The 22,709-nt window shown below is 64.9% G+C and carries 17 protein-coding genes; 6 read left to right on the forward strand and 11 right to left on the reverse strand.

Translation table 11 applies throughout. The features are described 5' to 3' along the window. Positions 1–213: 213 nt before the first annotated feature. Positions 214–669 (reverse strand): Lrp/AsnC family transcriptional regulator, encoded by a 456-nt coding sequence (locus I6F17_RS22380; RefSeq protein ID WP_225126576.1) that lies wholly within the window; start codon positions 667–669, stop codon positions 214–216. A gap of 152 nt (positions 670–821) precedes the next feature. Between I6F17_RS22380 and I6F17_RS22385 the strand changes: the two genes are divergently transcribed. Both I6F17_RS22385 and iaaH read left to right on the forward strand, forming a co-directional pair. After that, entirely contained in the window at positions 822–4,271 is a 3,450-nt protein-coding gene (locus I6F17_RS22385; protein ID WP_225129870.1) for an indolepyruvate ferredoxin oxidoreductase family protein, read from the forward strand. Positions 4,272–4,346: 75 nt separating this feature from the next. After that, entirely contained in the window at positions 4,347–5,765 is a 1,419-nt protein-coding gene (gene iaaH, locus I6F17_RS22390; protein ID WP_225129873.1) for an indoleacetamide hydrolase, read from the forward strand. Between the two features lie 176 nt (positions 5,766–5,941). On the opposite strand, the gene I6F17_RS22395 is transcribed toward iaaH, so the two are convergent. From I6F17_RS22395 to I6F17_RS22420, 6 genes are all read right to left on the reverse strand, one after another. Next, positions 5,942–6,802 carry a D-amino-acid transaminase gene (locus I6F17_RS22395; RefSeq protein WP_057028294.1) on the reverse strand — a complete coding sequence of 287 codons (861 nt, stop codon included), beginning with the start codon at positions 6,800–6,802 and terminating at the stop codon, positions 5,942–5,944. Positions 6,803–7,005: 203 nt separating this feature from the next. Next, positions 7,006–7,737: an amino acid ABC transporter ATP-binding protein gene (locus tag I6F17_RS22400; RefSeq protein WP_225129875.1), complete on the reverse strand. Its 732-nt coding sequence runs from the start codon at positions 7,735–7,737 to the stop codon at positions 7,006–7,008. A gap of 12 nt (positions 7,738–7,749) precedes the next feature. Further along, entirely contained in the window at positions 7,750–8,442 is a 693-nt protein-coding gene (locus I6F17_RS22405; protein ID WP_128266201.1) for an ABC transporter permease subunit, read from the reverse strand. A gap of 3 nt (positions 8,443–8,445) precedes the next feature. Continuing rightward, entirely contained in the window at positions 8,446–9,177 is a 732-nt protein-coding gene (locus tag I6F17_RS22410) for an amino acid ABC transporter permease (protein ID WP_035997279.1), read from the reverse strand. Between the two features lie 129 nt (positions 9,178–9,306). After that, positions 9,307–10,218 (reverse strand): amino acid ABC transporter substrate-binding protein, encoded by a 912-nt coding sequence (locus tag I6F17_RS22415; RefSeq protein ID WP_225129876.1) that lies wholly within the window; start codon positions 10,216–10,218, stop codon positions 9,307–9,309. An 87-nt stretch (positions 10,219–10,305) separates the two neighbouring features. Beyond that, positions 10,306–11,703 carry a M20 family metallopeptidase gene (locus tag I6F17_RS22420; protein ID WP_225129878.1) on the reverse strand — a complete coding sequence of 466 codons (1,398 nt, stop codon included), beginning with the start codon at positions 11,701–11,703 and terminating at the stop codon, positions 10,306–10,308. A gap of 309 nt (positions 11,704–12,012) precedes the next feature. Between I6F17_RS22420 and I6F17_RS22425 the strand changes: the two genes are divergently transcribed. Beyond that, a complete protein-coding gene (locus I6F17_RS22425; RefSeq protein ID WP_225129880.1) occupies positions 12,013–13,392 on the forward strand; it encodes an LLM class flavin-dependent oxidoreductase in 1,380 nt (459 codons plus the stop codon). Between the two features lie 162 nt (positions 13,393–13,554). Here I6F17_RS22425 and I6F17_RS22430 read toward each other — a convergent pair whose 3' ends face one another. The 4 genes from I6F17_RS22430 to I6F17_RS22445 form a co-directional block, all read right to left on the reverse strand. Next, positions 13,555–15,216 (reverse strand): thiamine pyrophosphate-binding protein, encoded by a 1,662-nt coding sequence (locus I6F17_RS22430; RefSeq protein WP_225129882.1) that lies wholly within the window; start codon positions 15,214–15,216, stop codon positions 13,555–13,557. A gap of 108 nt (positions 15,217–15,324) precedes the next feature. Next, a complete protein-coding gene (locus I6F17_RS22435) occupies positions 15,325–15,828 on the reverse strand; it encodes a GFA family protein (protein WP_225129884.1) in 504 nt (167 codons plus the stop codon). A 152-nt stretch (positions 15,829–15,980) separates the two neighbouring features. Further along, positions 15,981–17,108 (reverse strand): alkene reductase, encoded by a 1,128-nt coding sequence (locus I6F17_RS22440; RefSeq protein ID WP_035997262.1) that lies wholly within the window; start codon positions 17,106–17,108, stop codon positions 15,981–15,983. A gap of 236 nt (positions 17,109–17,344) precedes the next feature. Further along, positions 17,345–18,841, reverse strand: a complete 1,497-nt coding sequence (locus I6F17_RS22445) for an aldehyde dehydrogenase family protein (RefSeq protein ID WP_036036319.1) — start codon at positions 18,839–18,841, stop codon at positions 17,345–17,347. A 181-nt stretch (positions 18,842–19,022) separates the two neighbouring features. Between I6F17_RS22445 and I6F17_RS22450 the strand changes: the two genes are divergently transcribed. The 3 genes from I6F17_RS22450 to I6F17_RS22460 all read left to right on the forward strand — a co-directional run bounded on the left by I6F17_RS22450 (position 19,023) and on the right by I6F17_RS22460 (position 22,697). Further along, entirely contained in the window at positions 19,023–19,868 is an 846-nt protein-coding gene (locus I6F17_RS22450) for an SDR family NAD(P)-dependent oxidoreductase (protein WP_036036317.1), read from the forward strand. A 125-nt stretch (positions 19,869–19,993) separates the two neighbouring features. After that, on the forward strand, positions 19,994–20,803 hold the full coding sequence (locus I6F17_RS22455) for a crotonase/enoyl-CoA hydratase family protein (protein WP_225129886.1): 810 nt from the start codon (positions 19,994–19,996) through the stop codon (positions 20,801–20,803). 10 nt (positions 20,804–20,813) lie between these two features. Beyond that, positions 20,814–22,697, forward strand: a complete 1,884-nt coding sequence (locus tag I6F17_RS22460; protein WP_225129888.1) for a feruloyl-CoA synthase — start codon at positions 20,814–20,816, stop codon at positions 22,695–22,697. Positions 22,698–22,709 lie beyond the last annotated feature (12 nt).

A 22,709-nucleotide genomic window follows, 5' to 3' on the forward strand; every position in this document is an offset into this window, starting at 1 on the left:
ATCCCGGGGCCTTTATGCGCGGCGATCGCCTAAGTGGTCGTTATTGCGCGGCGCAAACCGTCGATCAAAGTGAACGAGCTGCGAACGAGCGCGACAAAACTGACCGGAATACCGCTGCGACGCCGAACCGCCGACGAATGGCATGTTCAGTTACCACTTTGCAGCCTGTGTTGGTTTACGGGAGGTTGATATCGCGGTGCCGTAGCACCTCCTTCAAAACGGCAGCGCCACGCTGGTCTTGATCTCCTTCAGCACCACGTTGCTGCGGACGTAGCGGATGCCGGGGATGCGGAACATGAACTCGTCGAGGAAGCGGTTGTAGGCCGCCATGTCCTGCACGACGACGCGCAAATGATAATCGGCGTCCCCGGTGGTCGCAAAACACTCCAGCACCTCGCGGCGCTTGGTGACCCTCGCCACGAATTCATCGACGAACTTTGCATCGTGCCGCTCCAGCGAGACGTGGAGGATGGCGGACATCGCAAAGCCTGCCTGCTCGCGCGCGACCAGCGCCGCATAGCCCTGGATGACGCCGCTCTCCTCCAGCGCGCGCACCCGCCGCCAGCAGGCCGAGGTGGACATGCCGACCCCGTCGGCGAGTTGCTGGTTGGTGGCGCGGCCATCTCGCTGGAGATGGGCGAGAATGCGGGTGTCCTGCTCTTCGATCATGGGAGGCTCCAGTTCGAGCAGATCTACCAGATTTGGCGCCTGCATGCAAAATTCTACCGGATTTCCGTAACAGAAGGGATAAATAGGTAAGACCTACCAGCGGCCCGGGCATAACCTTCCATCACTGGGCAGGATGCCGCGCGAGGTCCGCCATGGACGCCATTCCGTCACTCGACACCTACGAGCTCTCCGATCGCTATGAGCGCGAGGAGGGCCGCGTCTTCCTCACGGGCACGCAGGCCATCGTCCGCATCGCGCTCGACCAGGCGCGACGAGACTGTGCAGCCGGGCTCAACACCGCCGGCTTCATCTCCGGCTATCGCGGCTCGCCGCTCGGTGGCATCGATCTCGAGCTCTGGCGCATCCAGCAGCGGCTCAAGCAGGACCGCATCGAATTCCTTCCCGCCGTGAACGAGGACCTCGCGGCGACAGCTGTACTCGGCTCGCAACAGGTCGAGACGCAAGGCGACCGCGAGGTCGATGGCGTGTTCGGGCTCTGGTACGGCAAGGGCCCGGGCGTCGATCGGTCCGGCGATGCGCTCAAGCACGGCAACGCTTATGGCTCCTCGCCGCATGGCGGCGTGCTGGTGGTCGCCGGCGACGACCATGGCTGCGTCTCCTCCTCGATGCCGCACCAGTCCGACGTCGCCTTCATGAGCTGGTTCATGCCGACGCTGCACCCCTCGGACGTCGGCGAATATCTGGCGTTCGGCGAATATGGCTACGCGCTGAGCCGCTTCTCCGGCATGTGGGTCGGCTTCAAGGCGATCTCCGAGATCGTGGAATCGGGCGCCTCCGTCGCGCTCCGCCCGCCGCGCCTCTTCCGCACGCCAGACTTCACGCCGCCGCCGGGCGGCCTGCACTATCGCTGGCCCGATTTGCCGGGCCCGCAGATCGAGGAACGGCTGGAAGCCAAGAAGCACGCCGTCTACGCCTTTGCCAAGGCCAATCCGATCGACCGCCACATCTACGATATCCCCAACGCCACCTACGGCATCGTCACCACCGGCAAGGCGCATCTCGACCTGATGGAAGCCCTGCGGCTGATGGGCCTCGATGAAGCCGCCTGCCGCCGCCTCGGCATCGACGTCTACAAGGTCGGCATGGTCTGGCCGCTGGCGCTGCACGACGCGATGGAGTTCGTGAAGGGCAAGCGCGAGATCCTGGTGGTCGAGGAGAAGCGCGGCATCATCGAGAGCCAGTTCAAGGAATATTTTTACGATTATCCCGGCAGCAAGCCCGAGCGCATGGTCGGCAAGCACGACGAAACCGGCGCACGGCTGATCTCCTGGATCGGCGAATTGTCGCCTCGCGCGCTCGCGAACGTGCTCGCGCGCCGGCTCGATCCGAAGTTTCCGGGTCTCAATCTCGCCGCGCGCGTGGCCGCCCTGATGCCGGAGGCCGCGCGCACGATCAATGTCAGCGGCGCGACGCGCACGCCCTATTTCTGCTCGGGATGTCCGCACAACACCTCGACCAAAGTGCCGGAAGGATCGAAGGCGCTCGCCGGCATCGGCTGTCACTTCATGGCGAGCTGGATGGACCGCGAGACTTCCTCACTGATCCAGATGGGCGGCGAGGGCGTGAACTGGGCTGCTTCATCGCGATTCACCGGCCGCAAGCACGTGTTCCAGAATCTCGGCGAAGGCACCTACTACCATTCCGGCTCGATGGCGATCCGGCAGGCGATCGCGGCCAGGGCCAACATCACCTACAAGGTCCTGTTCAACGACGCGGTCGCCATGACCGGCGGCCAGCCGGTCGATGGGCCCGTCAGCGTCCATGCCATCGCCCACAGCGTCCGCGCCGAAGGTGTCGAGCGCATCGCCCTGGTGTCGGACGATCCCCCGCAATTCAGGCCGGCCGACCTGCCATCCGGCGTGACCATCCATCCGCGTGAGGAGATGGATGCCGTGCAGCGCGAGCTGCGCGAGGTTCCCGGCGTCTCGGTGCTGATCTACCAGCAGACCTGCGCCACCGAGAAGCGGCGCCGGCGCAAGCGCGGGCAGATGGCCGATCCCAAGCGCTTCGCTTACATCAACGACCTCGTCTGCGAAGGCTGCGGCGACTGCTCGGTCGAATCCAATTGCCTCAGCGTCGAGCCGAAGGAGACGCCGTTCGGGCGCAAGCGGCAGATCAATCTGTCGGCCTGCAACAAGGATTTTTCCTGCCTCAACGGCTTCTGTCCGAGCTTTGTCACGGTCGAAGGCGCGACGCGGCGGAAGAAGAGCGCGAGCCGGATCGATGCCGCCGGCCGCGCCGCCACGCTACCCCTGCCCGCGCCCGCAACGCTCGAGCGGCCCTACGATCTCTTGGTGACCGGCGTCGGCGGCACCGGCGTGATCACCGTCGGCGCGCTGATCGGCATGGCCGCGCATCTGGAACGCCGCGGCGTTTCGGTGCTCGACTTCACCGGCTTTGCGCAGAAATTCGGGCCTGTGCTGAGCTACATTCGCCTGGCCGCGAGCCCCGAGGCGCTGCACCAGGTTCGCATCGACCAGGGCGCGGCCGATGCGCTGATCGGCTGCGATCTCGTCGTCAGCTCCTCGCCCAAGGCCTCAGGCACATATCGCCGCGGCACCCGTGCCGCCGTCAACACCGCGGAAATGCCGACCGGCGACGTGGTCCGCTTCCGCGACGCCGATCTCGCTGCGCCAAGCCGCCTGCGCGCAATCGGTCAGGTCATCGGCGAGCACAATCTCGACACGTTCAGTGCCAATGCGCTGGCCGAGCGCCTGCTCGGCGATGCCGTCTACGCCAACATCATCATGCTGGGCTTTGCCTGGCAGCGCGGTCTCGTCCCTGTTTCGCTGCAGGCGCTGCTCCGCGCGATCGAGCTCAACGGCGTCGCGGTCGAGCGCAACAAGCAGGCCTTTGCCTGGGGCCGGATCGCCGCTGCCGATCCGGATTTTCTGCCGACCTCGGACAAGGCACCTGAAGCCGAGACGCTCGACCAGATCATTGCCCGGCGCGCCGAGTTCCTCACGACCTATCAGGACGACGCCTACGCGGCGCGCTACCGGGCGATGGTCGGAAAGGTCCGCAATGCCGAGGCCAAGCTGAACAGTGAGGCGCTGACGGAGGCGGTCGCTCGCGGCCTGTTCAAGCTGATGGCCTACAAGGACGAGTACGAGGTGGCGCGGCTCCACATGCGAAGCGGCTTTCTCGACGAGCTGAAGCGTGAATTCGAGGACGGCTTCAGCATCCAGTACCACCTCGCCCCGCCGTTCCTGAAGTCGCGGCGCGATGCACGGGGACGTCCGCGCAAACGCGCCTTCGGCCAGTGGATTCAGGTGCCTCTGGCCATGCTCGCGCGCTTGAAAGCACTGCGCGGAACGCCTTTCGATCCGTTCGGCTACACCGCGGAACGGCGCGCAGAGCGTGAACTGATCGCCTGGTATGAAGGCCTGATCGAGCGGATGCTGGGCGAGCTCGATACGGCGCATCTGCCAAATCTCGTGGCGATCGCCAAAGGCCCGATGGATATCCGCGGCTATGGCCCGGTGAAGGACATCGCGGTTGTGAAGGTGAAGGCCGACGTCGAGCGGCTGCTCGCCGAACTGGACACGCCATCGCCGGCAAGGATGCACGCCACCGGTTGACGCGGCGCCGCGGACGCTTCAGCCTCTGCTCCTTAAGGGGCGCTCTGATGGCCTCCTGCAATCGGGTGATGCATCATGGATTTCGACCAGTTGACACTGACCGAGGCCGCGGCCGGCCTTGCCGCCGGGACATTCACGAGCACCGCACTCACCCGGGAAGCCCTGGCCCGTGCCAAGGCCAACGCCGAGCTCAATGCCTTTGTCACCCTGGACGAAGCCGGCGCCTTGAAGGCCGCGGCCGCGTTCGACGCGGCAGGCGACAAGACAAAGCCGCTCGGCGGCGTACCCATCGTGATCAAGGACAATATCGAGGTCGCGGGACTGCCCTGTAGCGCAGGCACACCGGCGCTGAAGGATTACATTCCGAAGACCGACGCGCCTGTCGTGACAAAGCTGCGCGATGCCGGAGCGGTCATCATCGGCAAGACCAGCATGCACGAGCTCGCCTTCGGCATCTCCGGCTACAACACCGCATTCAAGACCGGCGCCGAGTACGGCGTGCGCAACGCCTATGATCGCACTTTGATCGCCGGCGGCTCCTCGTCAGGCACGGGCGCGGCGATCGGCGCGCGGATCGTCGCCGGCGGGCTCGGCACCGACACCGGCGGATCGGTGCGGGTGCCTGCCGCCCTGAACGGATGCGCCTCGCTGCGCCCGACGGTCGGCCGCTATCCGCAAGACGGCATCGCGCCAATCTCGCACACCCGCGATACCGCGGGCCCGATGGCTGCGACCATGGCGGATGTCGCGCTGCTCGACCGCGTCATCGCCGGTGGCGATGCGCTTGCGCCGGCGGATCTGACGCAGGTCCGCCTCGGCCTCGCGAGATCGATGCTGGCCAATCTCGATGCCGACACCGAGGCCGCGTTCCAGGAAGCCGTCGCGAAAATGAAGGTGCAAGGCGTCACGGTCGTCGAGATCGAGATGTCGCAACTGGCAGAGCTCGACGCCCAGGTCAGCTTTCCCGTCGCGCTGTACGAGGCCTATGACGATCTGGTCGCCTATCTCAGGCACACCGGCACCGGCCTCTCCATCGCGGCACTGGCGGAGCAGATCGCCAGCGCCGATGTGAAGGGCACCTATGACGGCTTGGTGATCCCGCGCAAGCTGCCTGGTCCCGACGGCACCCTGGTCGACGCCAAGCCGATCTACGACGCCGCGATCGAGATTGCGCGCCCCGCGCTGCAGGCGCTGTACACCAGGAGCTTTGCCGACAACCGGCTCGATGCGATCGCCTTCCCGACCACCCCGCGCGTCGCCATTCCCTCCAATCCGGAGTCCAGCAGCCTCGAGAATTTCGGGCTGTTCATTCAGAACACGGACCCCGGCAGCAATGCCGGGATTCCCGGCATCCAGATCCCGATCGCGCTCGGCGCCAGCAGCAGATTGCCGATCGGGCTTGAGCTCGATGGCCCCGCCGGCAGCGATCCCCGCCTGCTCGCGATCGGCATGGCGCTGGACAGCGTGTTTGGACGATTGCCGCCGCCACGTTGACGGAATCGTGCCCTACGCTTCGCTCCCGCCGTCATTGCGAGGAACGCTTGCGACGAAGTAATCCAGAATCTTTCTGCTGAGGAATTCTGGATTGCTTCGCTTCGCTCGCAATGACGAAGAGTGGGGGCACGGCGCAAGCGCGCCTTTGCCCACCCTACGACCGCTACGTATGCCGCTTACACCGCCGTCGCCTTGGCGAAGTCCACGTAGATCTCGCGTAGGCGCGTCGCCATCGGGCCGGGCTTGCCGTCGCCGATCGTCTTGCCGTCGATGGCGACCACCGGCTGCACGAACGAGGATGCGCTGGTGATGAACGCTTCCTTGGCAGCGAGCGCTTCGGCGACCGTGAAGGAGCGTTCCTCGACGCGCAGCTGGCGCTCCTCGGCAAGCGCGATCACGGCCTTGCGGGTGCAGCCCGGCAGGATCGCGTTGGAGTTCTGGCGGGTGACGATGACGTCGTCCTTGGTCAGGATGAACGCCGTGGACGAGCCGCCTTCGGTCACATAGCCATCCTGCAGCATCCAGGCTTCGCCGGCGCCGGCTTCCGCCGCGGCCTGCTTTGCCAGCACCTGCGCCAGCAGCGCCACGCTCTTGATGTCGCGGCGCTCCCAGCGGATGTCGGGCACCGTGATGACATTGATGCCGGTCTTGGCCACCGCGGCGTTGATGATGTCCTTCTCGGACGTGAACATCACCAGGCTCGACTTGACGTCGGCCTTGGGAAACGGGAAGTCGCGGCCCTTGTCGGCGCCGCGCGTCACCTGGAGATAGACGAGGCCGTTTACGAGCTTGTTGCGCGCGATCAGCTCCTTCTGCAGCTCGGTGATGCGCTCGATGGTCTCCGGCAACTTCAACTTGATCTCGCCGACGGACCGCTCCAGCCGCGCCAGATGCGAAGCATTGTCGACCAGCTTGCCGTCGAGCACGGCCGAGACCTCGTAGATGCCGTCGGCGAACAGGAAGCCGCGATCGAGCACCGAGATCTTGGCTTCCGAGAGCGGGACGAATGAGCCGTTGACGTAGGCGATCGAGTCCAAGGCAGGTCTCCTGGGGAGGGAAGGGATTTGGCCACCGGTATAGGAGATTTGGCGGGCTGGATAAAGCCTACCCTCGTCATCCCGGGGCGCGCGTAGCGCGAGCTATGGTGCGCAATTGCGCACCTGAGGATCCATACCCCCGATGGTGGTTATGGATTCCGGGCTCGCGACTGCGTCGCGCCCCGGAATGACGGTGGCGCTGATTAATGCGAGAGAATCTTCGACAAGAACTTCTGCGCGCGGTCGCTGCGGGGCTTGCCGAAGAAATCGTCCTTTGCTGCGTCCTCGACGATCTCGCCGCGGTCCATGAAGATGACGCGGTTGGCGACCTTGCGGGCAAAGCCCATCTCGTGGGTGACGACCATCATGGTCATGCCCTCGCGGGCGAGATCGACCATGACGTCGAGCACCTCGCTGACCATTTCCGGATCGAGCGCCGAGGTCGGCTCGTCGAACAGCATCACGATCGGATCCATTGCGAGCGCGCGCGCGATGGCGACACGCTGCTGCTGGCCGCCGGAGAGCTGCGCCGGGAATTTCTGCGCCTGCTCCTTCAGGCCGACCCGTTCCAGGAGCTGCATGCCCTTGGTCTGAGCCTTGTCGTGCGGCCGCCCGAGCACCTTCTCCTGCGCCAGGCAGAGATTGTCGATGATCTTGAGGTGCGGAAACAGCTCGAAATGCTGGAACACCATGCCGACGCGCGAGCGCAGCTTCGGCAGATCGGTCTTGGGATCGTTGACCTTGGTGCCGTCGACCAGAATGTCGCCGCTCTGGAACGGCTCCAGCGCATTGACGCATTTGATCAGCGTCGACTTGCCCGAGCCGGAGGGGCCGCAGACCACGACGACCTCGCCCTTGGTGACATTGGTGGTGCAGTCGGTCAGCACCTGGAAACTCGGGCTGTACCATTTGTTGACGTGGCTGATTTCGATCATGAGCGGGGAGCCCTAGCGAATGATGGCGATGCGCGCCTGGAGGCGGCGGACGCCGTAGGACGCGATACAGGAGATGGTGAAGTAGACCACGGCGGCGAACAGATACATTTCGACCAGGCGGCCGTCACGCTGCGCCACCTTGCTCGCCGCGCCCAGGAAGTCGGTGATCGACAGGACGTAGACCAGCGAGGTGTCCTGGAACAGCACGATGGTTTGCGTGATCAGCACCGGCAGCATGTTGCGGAAGGCCTGCGGCAGCACGACGTAGCGCATGGTCTGGGCGTAGGTCAGCCCCAGCGCACTCGCCGCGGCCGGCTGGCCGCGCGAGATCGACTGGATGCCGGCGCGCATGATCTCGGAGAAATATGCCGCCTCGAACATGATGAAAGTGACGAGCGAGGACGTGAACGCGCCGACGCTGATCGGACGCGAGGCGCCTGTCACCCACTGCCCGATATAGGGCACCAGGAAGTAGAACCAGAAGATCACCAGCACCAGCGGCAGCGAGCGCATGAAGTCGACATAGATGCCGGCGATGCGGCCCAGAATCTTGAATCCGGACAGGCGCATCAGGGCGAGCGCCGTGCCGAAGACGAGACCGCCGAGAGCTGCGAGGAAGGTCAGCGTCAGCGTGAACGTCATGCCCTCGTAGAACAGATAGGGCAGCGCGCGGCGGATGACATCGAAATCGAGATTGCCGAACATCGCTTATTTCCCCGTGATGTAGCCGGGGATCGCGACCCAGCGCTCGAGGAAGCGCATCGCGGTCACGACGACGGCGTTGACGAGGAGATAGAGGATGGTCGCGGCGGTGAAGGCCTCGAACACCTGGAACGAGAATTCCTGCATCGAGCGCGCCTGTCCGGTCAGCTCCAGCAGGCCGATGGTGATCGCGACCGCGGTGTTCTTGATGGTGTTGAGGAATTCAGACGTCAGCGGCGGCAGGATGATGCGGAAGGCCATGGGCAGCAGCACGTAGCGATAGCCCTGCACGGTGGTCAGGCCGAGCGCAGTCGCCGCCATCTTCTGCCCACGCGGCAGCGAGGAGATGCCGGCCTGCAGCTGCACGGCCACGCGCGCCGACATGAAGAAGCCGACCCCGATCGCGGCCGTCCAGAACGGCGCGTTCGGCAATTGCTTCAGCCACAGCCCGGCCGCCCTCGGCAGTATCTCCGGCAACACGAAGAACCACAGGAAGAGCTGCACCAGAAGCGGCATGTTGCGGAAGAATTCGACGTAGGCGAAGCCGAACCAATTGGCGCCCTTCGACGGCAGCGTGCGCATGACGCCGACGATCGAGCCCGTGATCAGCGCGATCACCCAGGCCAGCGCCGCGGTCTTGAGGGTCAGCGCCAGCCCCGACAGCAGCATGTCGAGGTAGGTGCCGGTCCCCATCGGGTTCGGCTGGAAGAAGATTCCCCAGTTCCAGTTGTAGTTCACGTGTCCCCCGCGCGAACGCGCCCGTCATTGGACGTCTTCAGAGAAAGTCTCAGGCCTATGCAAATGTCCGGCCACTCTGGTGTCAAGAGTGGCCGGACATGATTCCGATCGAAAGATCGAGGTTTTATCTTACTTGTAGTCGTCCGGGTTCGGCGAGTCCGTCGGCTTGGCGAACTCGTTCTTCAGCTCGGCCGAGATCGGCGTGTTGAGGTTCAGGCCCTTCGGCGGGATCTTCTGGGTGAACCACTTATCGTAGATCTTCTCGGCCTCGCCGGAGGTGTAGAGCGCAGCCGTGGCCGCATCGACGACCTTCTTGAACGCGGGATCGTCCTTGCGCAGCATGATGCCGTAGGGCTCCGGCTTGGAGAACGCATCCTTGGAGATAACGTAGTCGCCCGGGTTCTTCGAACCGGCGACGAGGCTCGCCAGCAAGATGTCGTCCATGACGAAGGCGACCGCGCGGTCGGTCTCGACCATCAGGAAGGCTTCTGCGTGATCCTTGGCCGGAATGATGTTGGCGCCGAGGCCCTTGGCGGCGTTGGCTTCGGTGAGCTGCTTGATGTTGGTGGTGCCGGCGGTCGAGACCACGGTCTTGCCCTTGAGGTCATCGATCGACTTCAGGCCGCTCGACTTCTTGAAGACATAGCGGCTGGCGGTCAGGTAGTGGGTGTTGGTGAAGGCGACCTGCTTCTGGCGCTCGGCATTGTTGGTGGTCGAGCCGCATTCGAGGTCGATGGTGCCGTTGGCCATCAGCGGGATACGCGTCGCCGAGGTCACCGGGTTGAGCTTGACCTCGAGCTTGTCGAGCTTGAGCTCCTTCTTCACGGCCTCGACGATCTTGTAGCAGATGTCCATCGCGAACCCGACGGGCTTCTGGTTGTCGTCGAGGTAGGAGAACGGGATCGAGGAATCGCGGAAGCCGAGCGTGATGGCGCCGGTGTCCTTGATGTTCTTCAGCGTGCCGGTCAGCTCCTGGGCCCCGGCTTGGCTGACGACGAGGGTCGCGGCGAGCGCGAGCCCGATGTGACGGAAATGTTTCACGTTTTTCTTCCCCTTTCGGATGATGCGGCCCGGATGCAAGCACAAATCGGGCCGGATTAGAATGTAACTTTCGGCTGGATTATCGGCTCAGGTTAACGGGCCAGTCGGTGGCTTTGGCAACTCGCCGAGATCCCAGAACAGCCCGGCCATCACCGTCAAGGCCTCTTCGGTCAATGGCAGCAGGATGTGCTCATTGGGCGCATGCTGGGAGCAGCCGGGATAGGAATGCGGCACCCAGATCGTCGGCAGTCCCAGGGTCTCGGAAAACACGTCGTTGGGCAGCGAACCGCCGAAATTCGGCAGCACGGCCGGCGCCTTGCCGGTGGTCTCTCGCACCGAATCCGCCGCCCATTTGATCCACGGGCTGTCGAAATCGGTGCGCGATGCAGCAAAACTCTGCGCCGCGCGCACCTCGACCATCGGAAAACCGCGTCCGACCAGATGCGCGCGGACAGCGTCGATTAGCCCCTCAACCTTCGTCCCGACCACGAAACGCAGTTGCAGCACGGCATTGGCCTGGCCCGGAATCGCGTTGGCCGGCTTCTCGATATTGCCTGAGGACATCGCCAGCACTTCCAGCGTGTTCCAGGCGTAGAGCCGTTCAGCGGCCGATAGACCCTCCTCGCCCCAATTTTCGGCCAGCGCCGGCTCGTCCGCAGTCGGCACCACCTCGACGTCGGCGAGATAGGAGCGGATCTGGTTGGTCAGCCGCGGCGGCTTCAAGGCATCGAGCTGGAGACGGCCGTGGCCGTCGACCAGGGTGGAGATCGCGTTGACCAGGATGGTCGCGGGGTTGGCGAGCACGCCGCCCCAATTGCCGGAATGGTGGCCGCCGTCGCGCAAGTTCACGTCGAGATGGATGCGGATGCCTCCACGACAGCCGAGAAACAGCGTCGGCCGATCGGCCGAGAGGCGCGGCCCGTCGGAGGCCATGAACAGGTCGGCCTTGAGCGCGTCGCGATGGAGATCGCAGACCTTGCCGAGATCGGGCGAGCCGATCTCCTCGCCCATCTCGATGATGAACTTGGCGTTGAAGCCGAGCTTACCGCCGCGCGCCTCGCGCACCGCACGCAGCGCGGCCATATTGATGCTGTGCTGCCCCTTGTTGTCGGCGGTGCCGCGGCCATAGAGGCGCGTCCCGGAAGCATTGGTGCGCCAGGGATCCCGGCCATCACGCCACTCGCCTTCCATGCCGTCGACGACATCGCCATGGCCGTAGACCAGCACGGTCGGCAGCGAGGCGCTCTCGTGATGCTCGGCGAACAGGAACGGCGCCTTGCCGCTCGGGGATTCGACGATGCGGCTGGAAAAATCGAGCGCGGCGAAAGCCGGCTGCATCTCCTGCTCCAGATAGGCGCGCAGCTCGGGGCCGCGCTGCGGATTCTGGCTCTCGGTCTTGTAGGCGACGCGGCGGTCGAGTTCAGCGAGGAACGCGCCGGAGTTGAAATCCTCACGGGCGCGGGCGATGGCGTCGGCTCTGGTCATACTTGCTTTTCGAGATGTGAGACGAAGGACCTTACCTGAGGCGGGTTGGCCTTCGAAAGTGGCGGGGACTCGGATAGTTCTTGTAGTTCGCTTCTTGTAGGTCTCTTCTCGTGGTCCTCTTGGGATTTCGTTCTTGCTTCCTTGAGACTGGCTTGCCAGGCACAGCTGCGACGCTGACTTTGGCCTTGCCAAGCGCAAGCCTTCTATCTTGGCCCTTGCCAAGGGCCAATTATATGCAAGAACTTCGCCAAGTTGGGGCGCACATCTATCATTCGAAGAGCGATCAGTACAGGGCGCCGAGGGACCAGCATGGCCAAAGAGATCAGGCTCAACGCCTTTGCGATGAATTGCGTCGCACACCAATCACCGGGCCTGTGGACCCATCCGCGCGACCGTACCGCCGAGTATAACCGCCTGTCCTACTGGATCGATCTCGCGAAGACGCTGGAGCGCGGCCGTTTCGACGGGCTGTTCCTGGCCGACGTGCTTGGCGTCTATGACGTGTATGGCAACAGCCCTGACGCAGCCTTGCGCAATGCAGCGCAGACGCCGTCGAACGAGCCGCTGCTGCTGCTGTCGGCGATGGCGGCGGTGACGCAAAATCTCGGCTTCGGCGTCACCAGCAATCTGTCCTTCGAGCCGCCCTATCCGTTCGCACGGCGGATGTCGACGCTCGATCACCTCACCGAGGGGCGGATCGGCTGGAACGTCGTCACCGGATATCTCGACAGCGCCGCGCGCGGCGCGGGCAAGGACAAGCAGACCGGGCACGACGACCGCTACGACATCGCCGACGAATATATGGAGGTGGTGTACAAGCTCTGGGAAGGCAGCTGGGAGGACGATGCCGTGCTGCGCGACCGCAAGCGCGGCATTTTCACCGACCCGGCAAAGGTTCATCGCGTCAATCATGAGGGCGCGAACTACCGAATCAACAACACCATTCACCTCAGCGAGCCCTCGCCGCAGCGCACGCCGGTGCTGTACCAGGCCGGCACCTCGCCGCGCGGCCGGCAGTTCGCGGCCAGGCACGCCGAGTGCGTGTTCATGTCGGGGCCCTCGGCCAAGGTGATCGCGCCGCGCGTCTCCGCGATCCGGCAGGAGGCCGCCTCGCTCGGCCGCAACCCCGCCGAAATCCTGATGTTCTCGATGATGACGATCATCCTCGGACGGACGGAAGCCGAGGCGAAGGAAAAATACGCCGACTACCGCCGCCACATCAGCCCAGAAGGCGCGCTGGCGCTGATGTCGGGATGGACCGGTGTCGACTTCTCCGGCTACGACCTCGACCAGCAGGTGCGCCACGTCCAGAACGATGCCGGCCGCAGCGCCATGGACAACGTCACCCGCGCCGACCCCGACCGCGTCTGGACCGTGCGCGACGTGGCCGAGCATGTCGGCATCGGCGGCGCCGGCCCGGTCGTGGTCGGCACGCCCGAGATGGTTGCGGACAAGATCGAGCAATGGTTCGAGGCGACGGATGTTGACGGCCTCAACGTCGCGTTCGCGATCTCGCCCGGCGATTTCGAGGACATCGCCGAGATGCTGGTGCCGGAGCTGACACGGCGGGGGCGGTACAAGAGCGAGTACGCCAAGGGCACGTTGCGGGAGAAGCTGTTCGGTGGGGGCCGCGCGCGGTTAGGTGCACCGCATCCGGCGGCGGGGTATCGCGTGGGGAAGAAGAGGTAGGCGGAAAAATCGCGCCACAGCCAGGCTGTCGTCCCCGCGAAGGCGGGGACCCATAACCACAGGAAGTAGTTTGGCGAAGACTCGGGAGTTCGGTACGCCTACCAGCCGCAGTCGATAGATCACGCGGTATGGGTCCCCGCCTTCGCGGGGACGACTCCGGGCCTACACCTTCCCGTCCACCATCACCTCGATCAGCTTCGTCCCCGGCCGGCCAAACGCCGAGGCCAGCGTCGCCTTCAGTTCGCTGACATCGCTGACCTTGATCGTCTCGCAGCCGAGCGCCTTGGCGAGGCCGGCGAAATCCACGGGCGGATCGACGAAATCCATGCCGACGTAATTGTCATCGCCGTGGAAGGCGAGCAGGCGCTGCTTGATGATGCGATAGCCGCCGTTGTTGGCGATGACGACGTTGAGCGGCAGCTTGTGATGCGCCGCGGTCCAGAGCGACTGGATCGAGTACATCGCGCTGCCATCGCCGGAGAAGCACACCACGGGGCGATCGGGATTGGCAATGCTGGCGCCGACCGAGGCCGGCAGGCCCCAGCCGATGCCGCCGGAGGCGAGCCCGTGATAGCCGTAGCGGTCGCGATGCGGATGCAGGGCCGTGATCTGGCGGCTGGAGGTCAGACCTTCGTCGACCAGGATGGCGTTATCGGGCATGGCCTCGACCATTTGCAGCACCAGGAAGTCCGGATCGATCGGTGTGCGGCCGGCACTCTTGCCGATCTGCTCGACCAACGCGGCGCGGCGCGCGGTCCAGTTCTTCGGCGCGAGCTCGGCGAGACGCTGCTTGGCGCGGCTCGCGAGGGCCGCGCCGCCCATGTCCTTGAGTACCGCGATCAGCGCGCGCAGCGTTTCCTTCAGATCCGCCTTCAGCGCGATCTCGGCCCCGTAATTCTTGGCGATCTCCCAATCGACGAGACCGATCTGCACGATGCCGAGGCCCTCAGGCAGCGCATCGACCTCGCTATAGACCGACATCCGCAAGGGATCGCCGCCGAGCGCGATCAAGAGATCGTAGGGCGCGAGCGTATCGCGGGCGACCTTCTGCACGCGCGCGAGCGTGCCGACGAAGCTCGGGCTTTCGGACAGAAAGTGCGAGCCGTAGGGCGTCGAGGACTGATAGGCCGCAGCGCCGAGCAGCTCGGCCAGTTCAGCCGCCTCCGTCAAAGCATCGCTCTTGACCACCTCGTCCATGGTGACGATCACGGGACGCTCAGCCTTGAGCAGGCGTGCGGCAAAGGCCTTCAGCGCCTCGTCCGACGGTTTCGTGCGCGCATCGATGCGGGTGGAGCGGCCGAGATCGATCCCGGCTTCGCTGTTGAGGATGTCGCCGGGCAGCGAGATGAACACCGGCCCGGTCGGCGGCGTCATCGCCACCTTGGCGGCACGGCGCACGATGCGCGGCAGGTCCTCCAGCCGTGTCACCTCGACCGCCCATTTCACCAGCGGCTCGGCCATGCGCACCAGCGGACCATAGAGCACCGGCTCCATCAGACCGTGGCCCTGCTCCTGCTGGCCCGCCGTCAGGATCATCGGCGTGCCCGTGAACTGGGCGTTGTAGAGCGAGCCCATGGCGTTGCCGAGGCCGGGCGCGACGTGAACGTTGCAGGCGACGAGCTTGCCCGAAGCGCGGCTGTAGCCGTCGGCGATCGCGACCACCAAGCTCTCCTGCATCGCCATCACATAAGTGAGATCGGGATGGTCCTTCAGCGCATGCATGATCGGCAGCTCGGTGGTGCCGGGATTGCCGAACAGATGCGTGATGCCCTCGTCCTTGAGCAGCGCGAGAAAGGCGGAGCGGCCGGTGATCTTGTTCTTCATGTTTCCTCCAGGAGCGGACCGTTGCCGCAAGGACCGAAAGCATGATGGCCGAGATGCTGGCAGAGGCGCAAGGAAGCGCGGTCATGGCTGCGTTGCACGGGAGAGGCGCTACATTTCCTCCCGCCCGAGTTCGAACGGGTCGTCCCCGCTCGCGCGCTTCTTCCTTTTCGAGCGCTGCCAGACGACGCCGGGAAAGCCCTTCAGCGGCACCAGGGGCTCGCCGGTATAGGCCCATTCCTGCAGCTCCTCGATGGCGATGTGATAGAGCGGCTGGCGGCCGGTGCGCTCGTTGAACAGGGCGCGCGGGATGTTGACCATGTGCGGCCCGCGCGGGCGCTCGTACATGATCGGCGTGCCGCAATGCGAGCAGAAGCTGCGCGCGGTCTTCGTCGCCTTGTCCTCGTAGCGGGTCAGCGCGGTCTTGCCTGAGGTGATGCGGAAGCGCTTCTTCCAGCTTCCGACATAGGTGGCGTAGGCCGCGCCATGGGCGCGGCGGCTGGCAGCGGAATGATCGTGCCAGGCCCAGCGCGCGGGAACGTCGATCTCGAAGGCGACCTTGCCGCAGAGGCATTGGCCGGTGGCGATCCCTGCGGCGGCTGCGGCTTTGGCCATGGACGTCTCTCCGTCGTCATTGCTAGCGCAGCGAATCAAGCTCGTCATTCCGGGGCGATGCGAAGCATCGAGCCCGGAATCCATCCCAAGTCTAGGTCATGCGGCCCGATGGATTCCGGGCTCGCGACTTCGTCGCGCCCCGGAATGACAGATCAAGCCGGCGTCAGCTCGTCATACACCGGATAATCCGTGTACCCCTTCTCCTCGCCGCTATAGAACGTCGCGCGATTATACGGCGTGATCGGGTAGCCGTGCTCGAGACGACGCGGCAGATCAGGATTGGAGATGAAGATGCGGCCGAAGGCGATGATGTCCGCATGTCCGTCGGCGATCGCCGCATTCGCGGTCTCCCCGGTGAAGCCGCCGGCGGTCATCAGCACGCCGCTGTAGAGCGGACGGAACAGCACCATCGCCGATGGCACGTTCTGCCAGTTGACCTCGGCGCGGCCCGAGCCGCTGGAGCGCGGTTCGATGAAATGCAGGTAAGCCAAACCCAGCTTCTCGAGCGCCTTCACGACATGGGTATAGAGCGGCATCGGATCGGGCTCGCCGGAATCATTGGCGATGCCGTAGGGCGACAGCCGCACAGCGACACGGTTCGAGCCCCAGACGTCGATCGCGGCCTGCGTGACCTCGAGCAGAAGGCGCGCACGGTTCTCGATTCCGCCGCCATATTGATCGGTGCGCTGGTTGCTGCGCGATTGCAGGAATTGCTCGAGCAGATAGCCGTTGGCGCCGTGGATCTCGACGCCGTCGAAGCCGGCGGCGAGCGCGTTCTTGGCCCCCTGCCGGAACGCCTCGACGATGCCCTTCACCTCATCAGTCTCGAGCGCGCGCGGCGTCTCGTAGTCGGCGATCTTTCCGTCGGCCGTCATCGCCTTCATGCCTTCGGCCTTGATCGGAATTGCCGAGGCCGAAACCGGCAGCTCGCCGCCGTGGAAGGAGGAATGAGAGACGCGGCCGACATGCCAGAGCTGGAGAAAGATGACGCCGCCCTTGGCATGCACGGCATCCGTCACTTTGCGCCAGCCCGCGACTTGCGCCTCCGAATAGATGCCGGGCGTCGCCGGGTTGCCGCGGCCGTGCGAGAGCACCGGCGAGGCTTCGGCGATGATCAGGCCGCCCTTCGTCGCGCGCTGGCCGTAATATTCGGCGTTGAGTGGCCGCGGCGCGAAAGTGTCGCGCTCGGCCCGCATGCGCGTTAGCGGCGCCATCGCGACGCGATGCGCGAGCTGGTAGGGACCGACCTGCAACGGCTTGAACAAGGCTTCGAATTTCATGTGGTCCCCGGATGTCTTTGAAAGGATGCAGATGATTGTGAGGGAGACTGACCGCCTGAAGGCGGTGGTTGTTCTCCCTCTCCCCGTTCTTACGGGGAGAGGGTTGGGGGTGAGGGGCTGCCTCGGCAATCGCGGTGAGAATTGGACTCGCGGAGAGTCCCCCTCACCCGGAATCCGCGCGTTGCGCGAATTCCGGCCTCTCCCCGCAAGCGGGGAGAGGCGAAGGAGAGCCGGCCTTACGCCGTCTTGATCCAGACGGCCTTCACGTTGAGATATTCCTCGACGTGCTGCTTGCCGGATTCGCGGCCGTAGCCGCTCATCTTGTAGCCGCCGAACGGCACGGCCGGATCCATCGCCTGGTAGCAGTTGACCCACACCGAGCCGGCACGCAAGCGTTTCGCCACCGCATGGGCCTTGCTGACGTCGCGCGTCCACAGACCAGAGCCGAGGCCGAACGTGGTGTTGTTGGCGCGTTTGACCAGCTCGTCCATGTCCTTGAACGCGATCGCGGAGATGACGGGGCCGAAAATCTCCTCCTGCGCGATGCGCATGTTGTCCTCGACACCCGCGAACACCGTCGGCGAGACGAAGAAGCCCTTCGACAACGCGCCTTCGGTGACCCGTCCGCCGCCGGCAAGCGCCTTCGCGCCCTCCTTCTGGCCGATGTCGAGATAGCCGGTGACACGTTCGAGCTGCTGCTCGGAGACGAGCGGCCCGATCTGCACGTTGGGATCGAGGCCGTTGCCGACCTGCAGCTTCTTGCCGAACTCGGCGACGCGGCCGACGAACTCGTCGTAGATCGAGTGCTCGACGAACAGGCGCGTTCCGGCGCTGCAGATCTGCCCTGAATTGGCGAACACCGCCATCGCCGCGCCGGGCACGGCGGCGTCGAGATCGGCATCGGCGAACACGATGTCCGGCGACTTGCCACCGAGCTCGAGCGAGACGCGCTTGAGATTGCCGGCGGACGCACGGATGATCGACTGGCCCGTGACATGCGAGCCGGTGAAGGCGACCTTGTCGACGTCGTGATGCGAGGCGAGCGCCGCCCCCGCGGTCTCGCCATAGCCAGGAACGACGTTGATGACGCCGGGCGGCACGCCCGCTTCCATCGCGAGCTCGGCGATGCGCAGCGAGGTCAGCGGCGCTTCTTCGGCAGGCTTGAGCACCACGGTGCAGCCGGTCGCGATCGCCGGGCCGATCTTCCAGATCGTCGCAGTGAGCGGCCCGTTCCAGGGAATGATGGCGCCGACGACGCCGACCGGCTCCTTCAGCGTGTAGGAGAAGATCTCGCCGGGCAGCGAGTTCTCGATGGTCTCGCCGTGAATCGCGGTGGTCTGGCCGGCGTAATAGCGCAGCATGCCGATGGCACGCAGGCGGTAGGCACGGGTGCGGCTCAGCGGCGCGCCCATGTCGAGCGTGTCGAGCTGCGACAATTCGTCGAAATTCTTCTCGACGAGATCGGCGAGCCTCAGAAGCAGGTTCTGCCGCTCGAACGGCTTGACCTTGCTCCACGGACCTTCGAAGGCGCGGCGGGCGGCCGCAACCGCGCGATCGATGTCTTCCTTGTCACCCTCGGCGACGGTTGCGAGCAGCTCGCCGGTGGCGGGATTGCGGGTCTCGAAGCGCTTGCCCGAAGCTGCATCGATCCATTTGCCGTCGATCAGCATCTGCTTGTAGGACCCGTTGGCGAACGGATGGCGCGTGATCGGAATAGCCTGCGACACAGCCATGGCTGCACTCCCTGTCAGCTGATTGATTGGTTCGATCTGGGCGGGATCGTTCGGCCGAGGATACAGCCGCGCCTGATAGGCGTAAAGGCAGCGCGGAACGAAGACCTCCCATGCCGACTTGTGCAGGGTCGCATTGCTGCCATGCTATAGCTCGGCCGAAAGCTTGCCAGGGAGACGGTCCATGTCACATCCCGCCATCGTCAAGGACAATGTTGCCGTGATCACGGGCGGCGCAGCCGGCATCGGACTTGCCGCCGCCACCGCCTTTGCGCGCGCCGGAATGAAGGTATGTATCGCTGACGTCGACGAGACACGCTTGGCAGAAGCTGCAACAAAATTGTCATCCGTAACATCGGCCGCAAACATCATGACCTCGGCCGTCGATGTCAGCAGGATCGAGAGCGTGACGGAACTCGAGCGCGCCGTCCACGCGCGGTTCGGCGGCACCGATGTCCTCATGAACAATGCCGGCATTCAGCCCGGCAGCACCTTGTTCGACGCGCCGGACAATTGGCAGCGCATCATCGCCGTCAACATGTGGGGCATCATCAACGGCTCGCGTGTCTTCGCGCCGAACATGATCGCGCGTGGCAAATGCGGCCTCATCATCAACACCGGTTCCAAGCAGGGCATCACCACGCCGCCCGGCGATCCCGCCTACAACGTCTCCAAGGCCGGCGTGAAGGCGTTCACCGAGGCGCTCCAGCACGAGTTGCGCAACACGAATGACTGTCGCGTCACGGCGCACCTGCTGATCCCGGGTTTCGTCTTCACCGGCCTGACTGCAAAGGGACGCACCGAGAAGCCGGCCGGCGCCTGGACGCCGGAGCAGACGGTCGATTTCATGCTGGCGCGGCTGGAGGCCGGCGATTTCTACATTCTCTGCCCGGACAATGACGTGCCGCGGGCGCTCGACGAGAAGCGCATGCTCTGGGCGGCCGGCGATATCGTCGAGAACCGCCCGCCATTGTCGCGCTGGCATCCGGATTACGCCGATGCGTTCGCGAAGTTTGTGGCGCGAGAGTAGGCCTGCACCGCTCACTCGCTCGCTCGGGTCTCGCGGAGAGGATGGGGTCACGGCCACCTGGCCTTGCCCCACCTTGACTCCCCCAAAATTCGTTATAGAACATAACTATTCTGACAAGGACGCAAATGACACAAGGAAACGCCGAGACCGCGAACGCGGGTCCCTCCGGGCTTTTGAGGATCGAGCGGGCGGACCGGGTTCTGACCGTGGGTCTGAACCGGCCGGCCAAGCGCAATGCGCTCAATGACGGCATTATCCTGGAAATCGGCGAGTGTTTTGCGAACCTGCCCGAGGATATCGGCGCGGTCGTCATCCACGGCATCGGCGACCATTTCTCCAGCGGCCTCGACCTCTCCGAGCTGACCGAGCACGACGCCACCGGCGGGCTCCTGCACTCCCAGATGTGGCACCGGGTGTTCGACCGCATCCAGTACAGCCGCGTGCCAGTGATCGCAGCGCTCCGGGGCGCCGTGATAGGCGGCGGGCTGGAGCTTGCCTGCGCGGCCCATATCCGCGTCGCCGAGCCCTCGACCTATTTCGCGCTGCCGGAGGGGCAGCGCGGCATTTTCGTCGGCGGCGGCGGCTCGGTGCGGCTGCCACGGCTGATCGGCGTTGCCCGGATGATGGACATGATGCTGACGGGACGCGTCTACAGCGCGACCGAGGGCGCGTCCTACGGCTTTGCGCAATATCTGACGGAGGCCGGCAACGGGCTCCGCAAAGCGCTGGAGCTTGCGACCAAGGTGGCGTCCAACGCCCCGCTGACGAATTTCGCCGTGCTCCAGGCGCTGCCGATGATCGCAGAGGCCAATCCGCAGACCGGCCTGTTGATGGAGTCGCTGATGGCCACCGTCGCGCAGAGCGACAAGGAGGCCAAGCGGCGGATCCGCGAATTCCTCGAGCACAAGACCGCGAAGGTGAAGCCCAAATCATGAGCGTAAAGTCATGAGCGCCCAGCCGTCCTCTTCCGGCATCGAGCGCGGCGCGAGCAATTTCCCGCTGCGGCCCATCTCGTTCGGCGATCCCGTCGTCAACATCGAGCGGCGCGACGACGGCACGATTTACCTGCGGCCAAAGCAGCCGCTCGGCGACTATCCGGTCCGCATCACCGACCGCCTGCATCATTGGGCCACGACGACGCCGAACCGCGTCTTCATGGCCGAGCGCGAAGGCGGCCGCGGCTGGCGCAAGATCACCTATGCCGAGCTGCTCACTGCGAGCCGGCACATCGCTTCCGCATTGATCCAGCGCGGCCTGTCGGCGGAGCGGCCGGTCGTCATCCTCTCGGGCAATTCGATCGACCACGCGCTCCTGGCGTTCGGCGCGTTCTATGCCGGCGTTCCGTTCTGCCCGGTGTCGCCGGCCTATTCGCTGGTGTCGAAGGATTACGGCAAGCTGTCCTATCTGATGAAGCTGCTGACGCCGGGCCTCGTCTTCGCCGACGATGCCGACAAGTTCGCCGATGCGCTCGCCGCCAACGTCTCGCTCGGCACCGAGATCGCCGCGTCCTATGGCCACGTGCCGGGCCGCGACGTCACCCTGCTGGCCGATCTGATGGCGACGCCGATCTGTGGCGATCTCGACGACGTTCACGGCAGGATCGGCCCCGACACGATCGCAAAATTCCTGCTGACCTCGGGCTCGACCGGCAATCCCAAGGCCGTCATCAACACCCAGCGCATGATCTGCGCCAATCAGGTGATGCTGCGCGAGACGCTCGCCTTCCTGAAGGACGAGCCGCCGGTCATCATCGATTGGCTGCCGTGGAATCACACCTTCGGCGGCAATCACAACATCGGCCTGACGCTCTACAACGGCGGCTCGATGTATCTGGACGCCGGTAAGCCGGTGCCTGGGGGCATCGAGGAGACCGTGCGCAATCTCCGGGAAATTTCACCGACGGTCTATTTCAACGTGCCCAAGGGCTATGAATCGCTGCTGCCCTATCTGCGCGACGACCAGGGCTTGCGCGCCAAGTTCTTCGACCGGCTGCATGCGATGTTCTTCTCCGGCGCGGCGCTGTCGCCGTTCGTCTGGAACAGCCTCGACGAGCTCGCGGCGAAGGAGAAGGGCTATCGCGTGCCGATGCTGACCGGTCTCGGCGCGACCGAGACCGCGCCGTTCTTCATGTCGGTCAATCCGCGCACCAGCCGCTCCGGCCATGTCGGCCTGCCCGTCTCCGGCAACGACGCCAAGCTGGTGCCGAACAACGGCAAGCTGGAAGTGCGCGCCAAGGGGCCGAACGTGATGCCCGGCTACTGGCGCCAACCCGACATCACGGCAAAATCCTTCGACGAGGAAGGATTTTACAAGATGGGCGATGCGCTCAAGCCCGCCGATCCCGATGATTTCAACGCCGGCTTCGATTTCGACGGCCGCGTCAGCGAGGACTTCAAGCTCGCGAGCGGCACCTGGGTCAGCGTCGGTCCCCTGCGCGCGCGCCTCACCGCGGCCTGCGCGCCCCTGGTGCGCGACGTCGTCATCGCCGGCATCAACCGCGACGAGATCTCCGCGCTGGTCGTGCTCGATCTCGACGGCTGCCGCCTGATCAACCCGACACTGCCGCCCGACGATCTCGTCGTCGCGACGCGCGACCGCCTGGTGCGCGAGGCGTTCCGCGAGCGCCTGACCCGTTTCCTCGGCCAGGCCACGGGATCCTCGACACGGATCACACGCGCGATCCTGATGGACACGCCGCTCTCGATCGACAAGGGCGAAGTCACCGACAAGGGCTCGATCAACCAGCGTGCGGTGCTGGAGCATCGCGGCGAGCTGATCGAGGAGCTCTACGCTGCCAATCCGTCGAACCGTGTGATATCGGTCGCCTAGAAAAATATCGCC

The organism is Bradyrhizobium sp. NBAIM18 (assembly GCF_020193825.1).
GTDB classification, from domain to species: domain Bacteria; phylum Pseudomonadota; class Alphaproteobacteria; order Rhizobiales; family Xanthobacteraceae; genus Bradyrhizobium; species Bradyrhizobium yuanmingense.